Raw genomic sequence first — 13,629 nt, 5'->3', positions numbered from 1 at the left:
CATCACATATTTGCCGCTCGCCAATGGCTACTGGGCCTATTTAGGCGCGTTTCAGGACGGGCGCACCAAGCATGTGGTCGGTTGGCACGTGGGGGCCACCATGCCCAAGAGCTCGTCACAACCGCCTTGCAGCGGGCGCTGCTCGCCTAAGAGCCTATCCGAAAAGGCCGTCATGCCGAGCGCAGCCGAGGCATCTCGCGTGCAGCAGCAATCAGCCGCCACCTCAACAAAGCGGGCGAGATGCCTCGGCTGCGCTCGGTATGACGGCCTATTCGGATAGCCTCTGAGTGGACCACCTCAAAATCTCTGCTATGCATAAGCGTCACAGTTATGTCGAGAGTGAGAAATATGGCGCTTTCTGGCTCCGTTCCGTATTACTTCTGTTCACCTTAACTGATTTGACCAATGCGTTACGCTTTTCTCCTACCGCTGGCTCTTTTACTGGGCTGTGCCAGTACCGAACAACCCGCTGCTGAAAGCCCGTCAGTTACGCCAGCGCTAACTTTAAACCGAGCCTTCGACGTGCCGGCACTAATCGGCATGAATGCCGACCAGATTGCCAAGCCCCTGACCGGCCAGGCTATTCGGCCCGACCATGACCGCACGCCCCGCGACCTGCCTACGGGGGTCACAGAGGCAATTTATACGTATTGGCACGATACCACTGCCTTAGTAGTAAGCTACAATCCTACTACGCTGAAAGTGAATAACTTTTTCCTCAAAACCAGGCACGGTCTCACTTCTGATTACACCAGCCTGCTCAAGCTGGCCAACGTCAGCCAGTACGACAAGCGCCTGAGTATCGAGCCCATGGCTTCGGTGGCCAACCCGCAACTGTATACCGGCGTGAAGCTCGTACCAGCCCAATAACGGACGTGCTCATTCGCGTCAGGCGTGGCCCCGGCGGGGAGCTTTAAGCAGTCGTTCAAAAGTAAACGGGTTATTAGTTGCTCGTTGTTATTTGTCAGTCAGCCGATTGCCATCCTACTAACAACTGACAACTAATGACTAACAACTTAGGCGATGGGCGCGGGCATTTCAGGCTGATAGCTGCGCACGAATTCAGCTTGCTCGTCGGTTTCCGGAGAGCGGGACACGCGGCGGCTTTTTTCAACACCTTTCCATTCTTCGGCAATGCGGACCAGGGCCTCATCGCCGCTCAGGCCGTGCTGATGCCGCAGGTGGCAGCCCACCACCGTGCCCGTGCGACCGACACCACCCCAGCAATGCACTACCGCGCGGCGGCCCGCCGCGGCACTATCGGATAGAGCGGCCAGTACCTCGGCGAGGCGCTTGGGGGTGGGTACGCTCACATCGGAAATCGGAAAACGGCGAAAACGGACGCTTTCGGCCGCAAGCCCCAGGTGCACGGCCCGGTCGCGCAGCAGTGCTTCGTAGGGTTGCAGGGGCTCGGTGGCTTCGGTCAGGTCGTAGAAGTCGCGAATGCCGGCCGCCAGCAGCGCATCGAGCCGGTGCGCCGCATTGGCTTCTTCCTTGGCTCCCGGATATTCGGAGGCGAGCAGTAGTGGGGTGGCCCAATAGGAATTGGGTAGTGGACGGGGAGTGGGAGTCGTATTCATAAAGCAAGTTAGCAAAATGATGACAACTGTAAAATCCTGATTTCAAGCCTCTCTGCGGGCCTCACCGGTCGGAGTTCCGATGCGCGAGGCGCGTCGCTAATTCTTCAATATCGGCGCGGCGCGCCAGCACGGCCAGCCACTCGGCCGGAATACCGGCTTCGCCGTAAGCCAGACCAGCCAGACCACCGGCCACGGCCCCGGTGGTATCGGTATCCTCGCCGAGGTTCACGGCGGCCAGCACCGTGGCAGCGTAGTCATTGTGCGTCAGCAGGCACCACAGGGCCGCTTCCAGGGTATGAACGACGTAGCCGGAGCTTTTGATTTCGTCTGCGGAAAGCTCGGGCAAAGCGCCATTTAATACCCTTGCGTAATGAATGTCCTGCACTACGGCCGGGATGCTACCAGCGGCCAGCCAGGGTTTAGCCTGCTGGCACATTTGCGCATAAGCGCCGGCGGGAACGTTTCCCGCCAGCAGGCCCCGCGCCACCAGCAAATAGAGAAAGCAGCCCAAAGTGGAGCGAGCATGCCCGTGCGTGACACTGGCCACCGCTTCCGTGAGCGCCCAGGCGACATCCAGGTCCAGCTTTTCAGCTTGCCAGGTTTCGTGAAATACCAGCGGCAGAATCCGCATCAGCGCACCGTTACCGTTATCGAATTCGGAATTTGGGCCAGCGGAAGTTGGCGTTATGCCTCGCTGCAATCGGTCGATAGCGGTGCGGGTGGCGTTGCCCACGTCGAAGGTTTCGCCCGTAGCCGTCCAGTAAGATTGGTAGAGCCAGTTGATGCTGCGCCGGGCAAAGTCGCCCAAATCGGGCATGCCACCAGCGCGGGCCAGCGTTTCGGCCAGGCAAAACGTCAGCGACGAGTCATCGGACCAGGTGCCGGCGGGCTGCTGGTGCGTGCCGAAAGCCCGCATACCGGTCACGGGGTCTTTGAGGCGGGCGGCACGGGGTTGGAACTCCACCGGAACGCCGAGAGCGTCGCCCACGGCCAGGCCCAGCAGGGTGGCGCGGGCCGAATCGGTAAGGGTAGCAGCTGCCATCGGAAATAAACTGAGGAAGAATTTAGCGCGAAGCTACCGCGGCGGCCGGGCAATCCGCTCGGCCGTGAGCAGCACGGCGCAGCCGGGCCACAGGCGCTGCTGGCGCAGCTGCCCGAAACCCGCCCGCCGCAGGGCCTGGCGCAGGGCGGCCAGGTCGGGGCCCCGGCGCAGGTAGCCGGCCAGGGCGGCGTGCACGGCCGCTGCCGGGCACAGCCACGTTGCCACGGGCAGCAGGATAGCCAGGTAGGCGGGCAGCAGCCGCCGCAGCCAGCCCCGGGCCGGCAGGGCCACTTCGAGCAGGACCAGCCGGCCGCCGGGCCGCAACAAGCGAGCGGCCTCCTGAGCAAGTGCGGGGTAAGCAGCCGGGGCCAGGGTTTTCAGGCCAAAGGCACTGGTGACGACGTGCGCGCTACCGGCCGGCAGGCCCGTGGCCAGCGCGTCGGCGGGCCATAGGACCAGGTCTGCCCCGGCGGCGTGCCGGGCTGCCCGGGCGAGCATGGGCACTGAAAAATCAACGGCCGTGAGGTGCAGGCCGGAGCCGAGCCGACGGCGCAGGGCCGGCCACAGGTCGGCCCCGCCGGCCATCAAATCCACGACGGCCACGGGCTGGCCGGGTGCCGGCACGGGCAGCCCGGCCACCAGCTGGCGTCGCCAGCGGCCCAGCAAGCCGCCCGAGAGCCAGGGCGCGAAGCCATACGTGGCGGCCATGGCATCGAATAACGCCCGCACCCGAACGGGAGCGTAGCGCCGGCCACTGGCCGACGGCACCGCCGCAGTTGGAGCATTCAGGGCCGCGACGGACCTGCTTAGCAACAGGTCGCTACTCATGGAGGGCGCTGGCCTCGGCCTCGGCTTTAAGGGTGGCCAGCACCTGGCCGTGCATGGCGTCGAGCAGATAATCGCTCCAGAGCTGCCAGTAGAACTGCGGGCCGATGGCGTGGCGGTACACGGTACGGGCTTCGAGCAGGGTGCGCCCGCCCGGCAGCGGCCGCAGCCGGAACGTGCCGCTATCGACCCGGAAAAACCCGTGCAGGTGGGGCGCATGCACATCCGGGTAGGGGCTGAGCTCGCGCATGGGGGCGGGCATGGTGGGCGGCGGCACGGCAAACGTGAGGCTGCGGCCGGGCTCCCAGCCCACCACCGGCAGGCGGGCCAGGCCGTGCGAGTAGCGGCACACCAGCGTGCGCTGGCCGGTAGCCGAATCGAGCGCGAAAGCGGTACGCGTGGGGTACACCACCCCCGCCCGAAACCAATTGTTGGCGGCCGGATACACGACGGGGCGCATCAGCACTGCCCACACGGCGGCCGGCGGAGCAGCTACCAGCACCTGCGTAGCCACCCGCCGCGGCAGTACCGGGGCAGGATGCCGCGCTTCGTATTCCTGCGCCGCCGGATACAACAGGACCACCACGGCCACCACGGGCAGGGGCCGGCGCGAGCCGCGCAGCTCCACCACCGCCTGCCCCAACAAACCACCCACCAGGGCCATAATCAAGGCAAAAGGCGTAGCCATCAGCACGCAGATAATGCCTTCCCCCTTCGTCGATACCAGCATCAGCATGGAAGCCAATACCGCCATAACAGCCACCACCGCCCACGAAACCGACCAGATGCCTCCCGACCGGCCGGGCCGCCCGCGCTTGTAGAGCAGCACCGCCACGAAGCTGCTGATGGTGGGCGACAGGCAGAATAAGGTAGCGCCATATGACTCGTACTGGCGCAGCGAAAACGACATCAGCAGCGCGCCGAGGCCGCCACCGACCAGCGCGGTTCCGACCACGCCCAGCAGGGCCGCCCCCCACCGGCTGCCACGCTCATCGGACGTTGGAATTGACGACGCGGGCGGCGACGTTGGGCCAGCAGGCGGTGTGGGGTTGGCAGGCTCGGGTTGATTCTCAAACGGCATCATGTTGATAAAACCTGAAAGAGTGGAGATGACGGCCGGGCCGACCGCCGGACGGTGCTACATGAACAGCTTCAGAAACTTGTCCCAGAACCAACTTTTTTCGGCCTGCATGAGGCGCGTGAGAAGCTTGTCCGACACGATGGCCAGCTGCTGAATATCCGTCAGCGTGGCGTGAAAGGCGCGGTACTCGGCATCGGCGGGGTCGCCGGGCAGGGCGGCCAGCTGGTCGAGACTGCGCTTCATCTGGTCGAGCTCGCGGCGCTTGCGGGCCCGGATGATGCAGCGCGTGACCTGCAGCATGTCCTTCTCGGCCACAAAGTATTCGCGGCGCTCGCCGGGGCGCAGCTCCTTGTATATCAGGCCCCAATCGAGCAGCTCGCGCACCGTCATGCTGGCGTTGCCGCGCGAGATGGTCAGCTGCTCCATGATATCTTCCGTGCTCAGGGCATTGAGGCTCACCAGCAGCAGGGCGTGCACCTGGGCCAGGGTTTTGCTCACGCCCCAGCTGCTGCCCGACACGCCCCAGAGGTGAATGAACTGGGCTTTGGCCTCAGTCAGCGTGATATCCAACTGGTTGTCAGATGGTTGCATAGGAAGTCGTCAGGAAGGACTCAGCAGGTCGCGCACCGCCGTTTCGCAAGTGGGGAATTCAAAGGCGAACCCCAGCTCCAGCAGGCGCTGCGGGTACACTTTGCGGCTTTTGAGAATCAGCTCGGTTTCGGTTCGCAGCACGAAGGCCCCGATTTCCAGCAGCCATTGCGGCTGGGGTAGCCGCAGCCACGGGCGCAGCTCGTGACTGAGCAGGGCCATAAACGTATGGTTGGGCACTGGTTGCGGGGCGCACAAATTGAAGGCCCCCGCGGCGTCGGGCTTCATTAGCAGGAACTCCACGGCCCGGCAAAAATCGGTGATGTGCAGCCAGCTCATCCACTGCCGCCCGTTGCCATGCGGCGAGCCCAGCCCCCGCCGCGCCAGCCGTGCCATTACCGGGAAAGCGCCGCCATCGCGCCCCAGCACAATGGCCGTGCGCAGCGCCACCTTGCGCGTGGCCGGGGCCGGGCAGGCTGCGAAAGCGGCTTCCCAGGCCTGCGCCACCTCCACCGAAAACCCTTCGCCGATGATGCCCGCCGCCTCCGTATTGGCTGGCTGGTCGCCCGGCGTATCGGCGTAAATAGTGGCGGTGGAGGAGTTGAGCCAGACCCGGGGCGGCACGGTGCAGGCAGCCACGGCCGCACCCAGCACGCGGGTACTCTCGGTCCGGCTGGCCATGATTTCGTGCTTGTTGGCGGCCGTATAACGGCAGTCGACGGTGCGGCCCGCGAGATTTATCAGCGCGTCGGCTCCTTCCAGGGCGGCGGCCCAGGGGCCAAGGGTGCGGCCATCCCAGCGCTGGTAGTCGGGCCCGGCGCTGGCACCTCGCCCGAGCACCACCACCCGGTAGCCCAGTTGCCGGAAGTACCGGGCCAGCTCCTGGCCCAAAAACCCATTCCCTCCGGCAATAACTAATTGTTGCTGTGGCATATATAGTGGCCAGCAGGCAGCACGAATCCGGTAAGCTCCGGTCCTTCGCCTGTTGGACGGGACAAATGTATCACAAGTTTCAATAATTATTGAAACTTGTGATACATTATTTTTCCCCTTGTCCGACTTGGCTATTCCGCTATTTCATAAAATGCCTGCCTTACCTGCTTCAACAGGAGCTCCGCAGCAACTCTATCCGGCGCATCGGGCAGCGCAGAGGTGGCAAATGCCGCTTCCACGCGCGTTACCAGCTGCTCGGCTTCGGCTACCAATTCTTCGTATTCGAACTCGCCGCGCCGAATTCGCAGCAGAAATTCCCGGTTGGGCCGATGCACGTTTAATTGGCAGGTTTCGGCAATTTCTTCCGCCATTTGCAGCAGTCGAAATACGTGCAGCATATTTTTGGCGTCGTAATTTTTGCCGTGCTGCACGGTATTTTGATAACGCTCGGCATTGCGTTTTTCCACCCATTCCCAATACTCCCGAAAAGCGCGGCAGTACACGCTGTAGCCGTTGCGGTTGAAGGACAGATAGGCCACTGGCTCCTCCCCTTTCGGCACGGCGGAAAGCAGAATATCCTGCGAGGTTTCGGCGTCGCGCACGAGGCCCCGGTAGCCGTGGCTCCGCGCCGGCGTGGGGTCAATAAACAGCGCGTACAAGTCGGTGAGATGTGGCACGTTGGCCAGGCCACACTGCGGAGCTTGATAGTCGTGGCGGGCCAGCCAGGTGCCCACCGGCTGGGCCCCCGCACCCACCGTTACGTAGCAGAAATCCAGCACCGATTTGCGGGCCGGCGGCTCGGGATGGTTAATTTTCTTATTCAGCCCTTTGGCTTTGCGAATCTGGGCCACGGCGTATTCCGCGAAACTCTGGCGGCAAAGCTTCGAGAGAAAATCAGCAGCCTGGAATTGCTCGAATAATGGATGCCGATAAATTACGCAGTCGGCCGGCGTGCCCAGTAATTCGAGTACCGTGGGGTTATTCTTCAGCAATAATTCCACGAATCGACGCAGCTCATAAAAAACTTCGTCGTTGGTTTCGTTGGCTACTTGCGGCACGTAGTCAAGACCAAAAAACTGGTCTTCGGGCAAAATAAATACGCCCTTCAGGTCGGTATCGGAGTGCGGCAGATTGGTACCGTAGGCCCGGCTGCCACTGATGGCTTCGAAGAGAATGAGGTTTTGGCGGCGCAGGTCGGCGATGGTCATAAATGCTATTCGGTTTTTTTACCTTGTAAACGCTTCGCTAATCAGCGCCCGGAAAACCACATCCAGCTCCTCTGCCACCCGGCCGTGCCGGGGCACCGCCAGCAGCTCCCGCGCCGCCTGGCCGGCGGCCAATTCCGTTTGCAGAAACCCGACCAGCGCCGTTGGGGAAGGCACTGTGGTTTTCTCGTTTGCGTCGGCTTTGCGCGCCAGCAGCTCGTCTACCTCGCCCTGCAGCCCGGCAGGCAGCAACTCCCGCAACGGCGCAAATTCCATGGGCGGCAGCGTGTGCTGACTCCAAATCCAGCGAGCGGCCAGGGCCGAGCGCAAGGCGTAGAACAGGCGTTTCAGGCGGATTTCGTCGCCGTTCAGGTCATCTTCCACGCCGTGGCGCAGCTGGCCCAGGTAGTGGTGCAGGCCCGCTTTCAGGTTGAAGGCGGCCGGCATGAGCGGGGCCAGCCGCGCCCGAAAATCCAGCGCCTCGTGGTAGAGCACCGGCGATTGCAGCCACTCAAACAGTGCGGCGTTGGAGGCGCGCAGCAGGCGCAGGGCCTTGCGCAGCTCCCAGCCGGCCAGGTCCAGCTCGTCGTCGACGGGGAAGTTGAGGGTATCGCGGCCTTCGTCCAGGGTCAGGTACCAGTCCGGCGGGTGGCAGTAGATGAAGCGGACGTCGAAATCAGAATCGGGCGAGGGGAAGCCCCAGGCGCGGCTGCCCGACTCGCAGGCGTAGAGGATGCGAATACCGTGGGTGGCTTCGAGCTGGCGCAGGGCGGTTTGGATGCGGGGGAGCATGACGTTCAGTAAGATTGTGCGATGCCACGAAAGTAGCAGGAGCCGCCGCATGGCGCTACTTTAGCGGCTCACCCGCAGCACGCGGCTGCCCGCCGCCCTCCCTCATGCACAAAGGACGGCTCGAAGCTTTCAGCGATGGCGTGCTGGCCATCATCCTCGCCATCATGGTGCTGGAAATCAAGGTGCCGCACGGAGCCAATTTCGCCGCCCTACGCCCGCTACTGCCCAGGTTTCTGAGCTACCTGCTGAGCTTCATTTACATCGGCATTTACTGGAACCACCACCACCACATACTCAGCAGCACTAAAAGCGTGAACGGGGCTATGCTGTGGGCCAACCTGCACCTGCTGTTCTGGCTGTCGCTGGTGCCAGTGGTGACGGGCTGGATGGGCGAAAACCACTTCGCCAGGCCCCGCTGGCCACCTGCGGCGCGGTGCTGCTCCTGGCGGGCGTGGCCTACTGGATACTGCAAGCCCGCATCGTCGCGCACGACGGCCCGGGCCCGGGCTCGGTGCTGGTGCCTACGCCATTGGGCGCGACGTGAAGGGCCTCTCCTCGCCCCCGCGCTACGTGGTCGGTATCGCGGCCAGCTTCTGGAACCCGTGGGTGGCGGGGCCATCTACGTGGCCGTGGCGCTGATGTGGCTGGTGCCGGACCGCCGCATTGAGCGGACGCTCAGCCAGAAATTTTAGCGACGCGACACTTCGCGTCTCGGCGTCCGCGCCGTCAGCATTTTCCTTATCAAAAATCAATATTCCATGCAGATGGTCCGGCATCAGTACAAAAGCGTCCAATTGCACAAACGAGGCAAAATCCGGAATTTTAGCCCAGCATTCGACTGCATATTTTCCCGTTTCAGTTGGCCTTAAAAAGGCTGAATCCCAATTGCCCGCAGTCACTTCGATTCGACCAAAATATGGCTGGCAATTCTGGGTGCAAATGGTGATAAAATACATCCCGCTTTGTCCGTAATCGTAGCCCGGTAAGCGCGTGGAGGGAATACGATATTTATCCTGGTAGAGAGGCGGTTCCTGCATGGGTGAAATGTAGAAATGTAACACTTCGCGTTTCGGTGCGTGAACGACGAATGTATGGCGGCAAGGTAATTTAATGCGGGTCGTTCAACGACGCGACGCGAAGTGTTGCGTCTTTACAATCGTTCTGCAATTCAATTCCGAATGTTCAACGACGAGACGCGAAGTGTCGCGTCTCTACAATCGTTCTGCAATTCAATTCCGAATGTTCAACGACGCGGCACGAAATGTCGCATCACAACCTTGGGTCCACGGCCTCGCTTTCCAGCGCGAGCACGCCGAAGACGCACTGATGCACCTGGCGCAGGGGCTGCCGGGCCACGAAGCGTTCCAGGCCCTCCACGCCGAGGGCGAACTCACGCAGGGCGAGGTTGCGCTTGGCTTTCACGTTGCGCTGGCGCAGGCGGTCGAGGTGGCCGGGCAGCAGGTAATCGGGGCCGTAGATGATGCGCAGGTACTCGCGGCCCCGGCACTTGAGGGCGGGCTGGAGCAGGCCGCCTTTGCCCTGGGGGATGAAGTCGTAGGGCTTCACCACCATGCCTTCGCCCCCGGCGGCGGTGAGGTCGGTCCACCACTGGATGGCGGCGTCGACTTCGGCGGGGTCACTGAGGGGAACGACGCGGTAGGGCGTGGCGCGGAGCAGGCCGGGGCCGTGTTCGGTAGAATCGGCCAATGCCAGGGTGCGCAGGGTTTCCATGTGCCAGGCGTGGTCGCGGTCGAAGTAGGTGCGGCCTTCGGTGGCGAGCAGGTGGAAGGGGGCCAGCTTGAGGTCGTCGAGGGAGTGGACGGGCCAGCAGTAGCGGCGGTAGGCATCGGCGTAGTGGGCGGCGGCTTCGCGGCGGGCGGTGGTGCGGGCCAGCAGGGCGTCGATGCCGTCGAGGTCGCGGGCGGCGGCTTCCTGGAGCACGGCTTCGACCTGGGGCAGGGCGGCATTGGCGGCGGCGGCCACGGCGGCGTACTGGGTTTTCACCAGCTCCTGGGCTTTGGCCGACCAGGGCAGCAGCTCGGCATCGAGGCAGACCCAATCGGTGTCGAATTTCTCCCAGAAGCCGGCCGTGGTGAAGGCGTCGCGCAGGCGGGCGAGAAAGGCGGTTTCGAGGGCGGCGTCGGTAAAGAAGTTGCGGCCGGTGCGGGTGTAGCACTTGCCGATGCCCTCCCCCACGAGGCCCAGGCGGCGCTGGATGGCGGCTTCATCCCGGCCCAAAACCAGCACCACGCGGCTGCCCATGTGCTTTTCTTCGCAGACAACGCGCTCCACGCCAAGGCGTTTGTAGTAGTCGAAGGCTTCGGCGGGGTGTTCGAGCAGGTCGGGCAGGGCCGAGGTTTCGGTGGGCGACATGGTGGGCGGCAGGTACAGCAGCCACTTGGGGTGCAGGGCGAAGCGGCTCATCACCTCCAGGGCGGCCACGGCGTTTTCCTCGCGGATGATGACACCCTTCATTAAGCGCGTTTCGATGAACTGTTTGCCGGTGACGTCGCGGATGTCGAGCAGGTCGTCTTGCTGTTGCTGCGCAGTTGTTAGTTGTTCGTTATCAGTTGTTAGGTTGTTTTGAAGTTCGGCTTGCAGCTGGAGGACGCGGTAGTTGAGGGGGCGCACGGGCTCGCAGTAGACCTGCGCGGCGGGCACGGCCACGAGTTCGCGCTCGGGGTAGCGCAGGGCGGTGAGGCGGCCGCCGAACACGCAGCCGGTGTCGAGGTCGATGGTGTTGTTGAGCCATTCGGCATCGGGCACGGGCGTGTGGCCGAAGGCGACCAGGGCCCGGCCCCGGTACTCGCGGGCCCATTCGTAGCGCACGGGCAGGCCGAATTCATCAATCTCGCCGGTGCTTTCGCCAAACAGCGCGAAGGCCCGCACGGCCCCCGAGCCGCGCCCGTGCATCTCCTCGGTGAGGCCGGCGTGGGCCACGACGAGCTTGCCGCCATCGAGCACGTAGTGGCTCACCAGCCCGTCGAGGAAGCGCCGCACCTCGCTTTTGAAGGCTTCGGGCTCGGCTTCGAGCTGGGCCAGGGTTTCGGCCAGGCCGTGGTTGACGGTGACTTTCTTGCCGTTGAGGTGGCGCAGGAGCTTGATATCGTGGTTGCCGGGCACGCAGATGGCGCTGCCGTCGCGCACCATGCTCATCACCAGGCGCAGGACTTGCGGGGAGGCGGGGCCACGGTCCACGAGGTCGCCGAGGAAGATGGCCTTGCGGCGTGCCTCACCCCCCGGCCCCCTCTCCTGCGGAGAGGGGGAGCCTAGCGATTTGCTACTGTCGTCAGGCTCCCCTCTCCGCGGGAGAGGGGCCGGGGGTGAGGTGACCCGCACGCCCAAATCCCGCACATCCAAAATCGGCTCCTCCGTCACCTGATACCCCAGTTTCTCCAGCAGCGCGCGCAGTTCCTCGTAGCAGCCGTGCACGTCGCCGATGATGTCGAACGGGCCGGTTTCTTCCTTGCGGTTGTTGTAGAGGCGGTCGCGGGTGATGTGCTGGATGGCGTCGATTTCGCCCACGTTGCGCAGGTGGTGAATGTGCCGGAAGCCTTCCTCCTTGAGGTGGCGCAGGCTGCGGCGCAGCTGCTGGCGATGGCTGGCGATGACGTGCCGGCCCAGGTGGCGGCGGTCGGGGCGCTGGGCGTTGCGCTCCTGGGCCACGGCATCGGGCACGTCGAGCACGATGGCCACGGGCAACACATGAAACTGCCGGGCCAGGGCCACCAAGGGCTTGCGACCTTCCTCCTGCACGTTGGTGGCATCCACTACCGTGAGCAGCCCGCGCTTCAGGCGTTTGGCCACCAGGTAGTGCAGCAGCTCAAAGGCGTCTTTGCTGGCCGATTGGTCGTTTTCATCATCCGCCACCAGGCCCCGGCAAGCATCGGAGGAGATAATTTCCGTGGGCTTGAATAAGCGCCGGGCGAAGGTGGACTTGCCCGCGCCCGTGCTGCCGATGAGCAGGACAAGGGAGAGTTCGGGGAGCTTGAGGGTATCTTGGGGCATTGGAATGAACGCAGGTGGAATTGCGGAATGCAAGATTAGCCACAACTACCCACTATTGACGCATTATTATGAAAGTCGAAAAGTAATTCAATACACTCACCTACGGGGAATATCTGCACCTGATTGAGAACCATAAGAAGTTCACGGACTTCAATACGCTAGGGCTATTTCGCTCCATCATAGAAACCACGAAGCTGGGTATTGAAGAGAAACTGGAGCTGCGCAAAGTTGCTATTGCGGCGTTTGCGAAGACGTTTGAATTTCTGCAATTGAAAGACCCGCAGACCTATTTTCGGCGGTGGTCCAAAGTAGGGTGACAAACAATTGGTCAAACAAATTAAATTTCTTTGCAAGTTATTGACCAATAGTAATTAACAGCTAAGTATAACCTGCTTAAATTAACATTTCACCCTTCTTTGGACCACCGCCCTATTTTCAAGTGACTAATTTGGGTGAGAACTTGACGGTAGCTGATAAGAATCAGGCTTGGGATGATATCCGGCATAACCAGCAGAAAATTCTAGAGAGCAAACGGCTGAGCCATCGGAATTTTGGCACGTACTCCAAGCATGATTGCGGTCTTGATACTTGCTATATGCATGGACTGATGACTAAACAGGGCTCTACCCTAGCTTATTATGGTAGCGGAGGAATGGGCTTCGGTTCGGATAATTGTAGCTGGTCTAGGGAATTAAAAGCTAAGCGACATAAACGAGACAGAAAATCTGAGCATCAAATTATGACTCAAAGAATTTTGGAGGAATAATTTCCGGTATGGATAAATACCGCGCCTCTGCTCACGAAAGCGAAATCCTGCCGAACCTGCTAGGACTAACCGATGCCGCGGCCATTGGCCTGGCCGAGTTTGAAGGTTTTCTGCGGGCCGATATCTTACTGACGGAAGACCTCACTCCTGCTACTAAATTCACCCTGAAATACCTGTTGGATATGCACCGGCTGGCGCTGGACCACCTCTATACCTTTGCAGGCCGCTACCGCGAAGTAAATATTTCCAAAGGCGGATTTGCTTTTCCAGCGGCCCGGTTCTTACCGGCTTCAATGCAACAGTTTGAGCAGGAATGGCTACATAAGCCTTTGCCAACTGACCAAAACGATTTACTGGACTTGGTGGGGGCAATTCACGGCGAGCTCCTGTTTATTCACCCCTTCCGCGAAGGCAACGGCCGTACCGCCCGCCTGCTGGCCAACCTGATGCTGGAACAGCAAGGGCATGAGCGGCTGCGCTGGGAAATAATTGACGAAACTGCTTTTCCGCGCTACGTGGCGGCGGTGCAGCAAAGCGGCCTGGGCAATTACGCGCCTATGCAAACGCTTATTCGCTCGCTTTACCCAGGCTAGCCTCCACCTTGCGCAGTGTGGCACGGGCTTGCTCCGCCGAAATTGTGATGCCCTCGATGCGAAAGGAAGCGCGCATGGCTTCGGCTATTGCCTGGCGTTTGGCTGCTTTACTGGTTGAGGTCTGAGCAACTTTCATAATTTCTGGCTTGAGGTAGCAAGTTAAAAACAATCCTTCAACCACCCGCAGTTCCTGCATACGCGGCTGGGAAGTCATCG

Annotated in this window: 13 protein-coding genes; 3 read left to right on the top strand and 10 right to left on the bottom strand. The window is 61.8% G+C overall.

What is annotated here, in order from left to right:
* The first annotated feature begins 522 nt into the window (after positions 1 to 522).
* Positions 523 to 870 (top strand): hypothetical protein, encoded by a 348-nt coding sequence (locus ABD819_RS06630; RefSeq protein WP_345122319.1) that lies wholly within the window; start codon positions 523 to 525, stop codon positions 868 to 870.
* A gap of 146 nt (positions 871 to 1,016) precedes the next feature.
* On the opposite strand, the gene ABD819_RS06625 is transcribed toward ABD819_RS06630, so the two are convergent.
* The 8 genes from ABD819_RS06625 to ABD819_RS06590 all read right to left on the bottom strand — a co-directional run bounded on the left by ABD819_RS06625 (position 1,017) and on the right by ABD819_RS06590 (position 8,046).
* Positions 1,017 to 1,580 carry a protein-tyrosine phosphatase family protein gene (locus ABD819_RS06625; protein WP_345122317.1) on the bottom strand — a complete coding sequence of 188 codons (564 nt, stop codon included), beginning with the start codon at positions 1,578 to 1,580 and terminating at the stop codon, positions 1,017 to 1,019.
* 61 nt (positions 1,581 to 1,641) lie between these two features.
* Complete coding sequence (locus ABD819_RS06620) at positions 1,642 to 2,622, bottom strand: ADP-ribosylglycohydrolase family protein (protein ID WP_345122315.1); 981 nt, start codon at positions 2,620 to 2,622, stop codon at positions 1,642 to 1,644.
* A 33-nt stretch (positions 2,623 to 2,655) separates the two neighbouring features.
* Positions 2,656 to 3,450, bottom strand: a complete 795-nt coding sequence (locus tag ABD819_RS06615) for a class I SAM-dependent methyltransferase (protein WP_345122313.1) — start codon at positions 3,448 to 3,450, stop codon at positions 2,656 to 2,658.
* Positions 3,443 to 4,531: a hypothetical protein gene (locus ABD819_RS06610; protein WP_345122311.1), complete on the bottom strand. Its 1,089-nt coding sequence runs from the start codon at positions 4,529 to 4,531 to the stop codon at positions 3,443 to 3,445. The genes ABD819_RS06615 and ABD819_RS06610 overlap by 8 nt, the downstream gene beginning before the upstream one ends.
* Before the next feature lie 54 nt (positions 4,532 to 4,585).
* Positions 4,586 to 5,119, bottom strand: coding sequence for a GbsR/MarR family transcriptional regulator (locus tag ABD819_RS06605; RefSeq protein ID WP_345122309.1), 534 nt, complete (start codon positions 5,117 to 5,119; stop codon positions 4,586 to 4,588).
* Between the two features lie 9 nt (positions 5,120 to 5,128).
* Positions 5,129 to 6,049, bottom strand: a complete 921-nt coding sequence (locus ABD819_RS06600) for a TIGR01777 family oxidoreductase (RefSeq protein ID WP_345122307.1) — start codon at positions 6,047 to 6,049, stop codon at positions 5,129 to 5,131.
* A 131-nt stretch (positions 6,050 to 6,180) separates the two neighbouring features.
* Positions 6,181 to 7,257: a DNA polymerase beta superfamily protein gene (locus tag ABD819_RS06595; protein WP_345122305.1), complete on the bottom strand. Its 1,077-nt coding sequence runs from the start codon at positions 7,255 to 7,257 to the stop codon at positions 6,181 to 6,183.
* An 18-nt stretch (positions 7,258 to 7,275) separates the two neighbouring features.
* On the bottom strand, positions 7,276 to 8,046 hold the full coding sequence (locus tag ABD819_RS06590) for a nucleotidyltransferase domain-containing protein (protein WP_345122303.1): 771 nt from the start codon (positions 8,044 to 8,046) through the stop codon (positions 7,276 to 7,278).
* A gap of 104 nt (positions 8,047 to 8,150) precedes the next feature.
* Here ABD819_RS06590 and ABD819_RS06585 point away from each other — a divergent pair, with 104 nt between their 5' ends.
* A complete protein-coding gene (locus tag ABD819_RS06585) occupies positions 8,151 to 8,738 on the top strand; it encodes a TMEM175 family protein (RefSeq protein WP_345122301.1) in 588 nt (195 codons plus the stop codon).
* Positions 8,739 to 9,315: 577 nt separating this feature from the next.
* Here ABD819_RS06585 and ABD819_RS06580 read toward each other — a convergent pair.
* On the bottom strand, positions 9,316 to 12,054 hold the full coding sequence (locus ABD819_RS06580; protein WP_345122299.1) for a polynucleotide kinase-phosphatase: 2,739 nt from the start codon (positions 12,052 to 12,054) through the stop codon (positions 9,316 to 9,318).
* Between the two features lie 774 nt (positions 12,055 to 12,828).
* Here ABD819_RS06580 and ABD819_RS06575 point away from each other — a divergent pair.
* Positions 12,829 to 13,413 carry a Fic/DOC family protein gene (locus tag ABD819_RS06575; protein ID WP_345122297.1) on the top strand — a complete coding sequence of 195 codons (585 nt, stop codon included), beginning with the start codon at positions 12,829 to 12,831 and terminating at the stop codon, positions 13,411 to 13,413.
* On the opposite strand, the gene ABD819_RS06570 is transcribed toward ABD819_RS06575, so the two are convergent.
* Positions 13,388 to 13,609, bottom strand: a complete 222-nt coding sequence (locus ABD819_RS06570) for a hypothetical protein (protein ID WP_345122295.1) — start codon at positions 13,607 to 13,609, stop codon at positions 13,388 to 13,390. The two genes, ABD819_RS06575 and ABD819_RS06570, sit on opposite strands and share 26 nt — an antisense overlap.
* Positions 13,610 to 13,629 lie beyond the last annotated feature (20 nt).

This window comes from Hymenobacter antarcticus (assembly GCF_039539545.1).
GTDB classification, from domain to species: domain Bacteria; phylum Bacteroidota; class Bacteroidia; order Cytophagales; family Hymenobacteraceae; genus Hymenobacter; species Hymenobacter antarcticus.
This window is presented reverse-complemented; position numbering and strand designations above follow the sequence as displayed.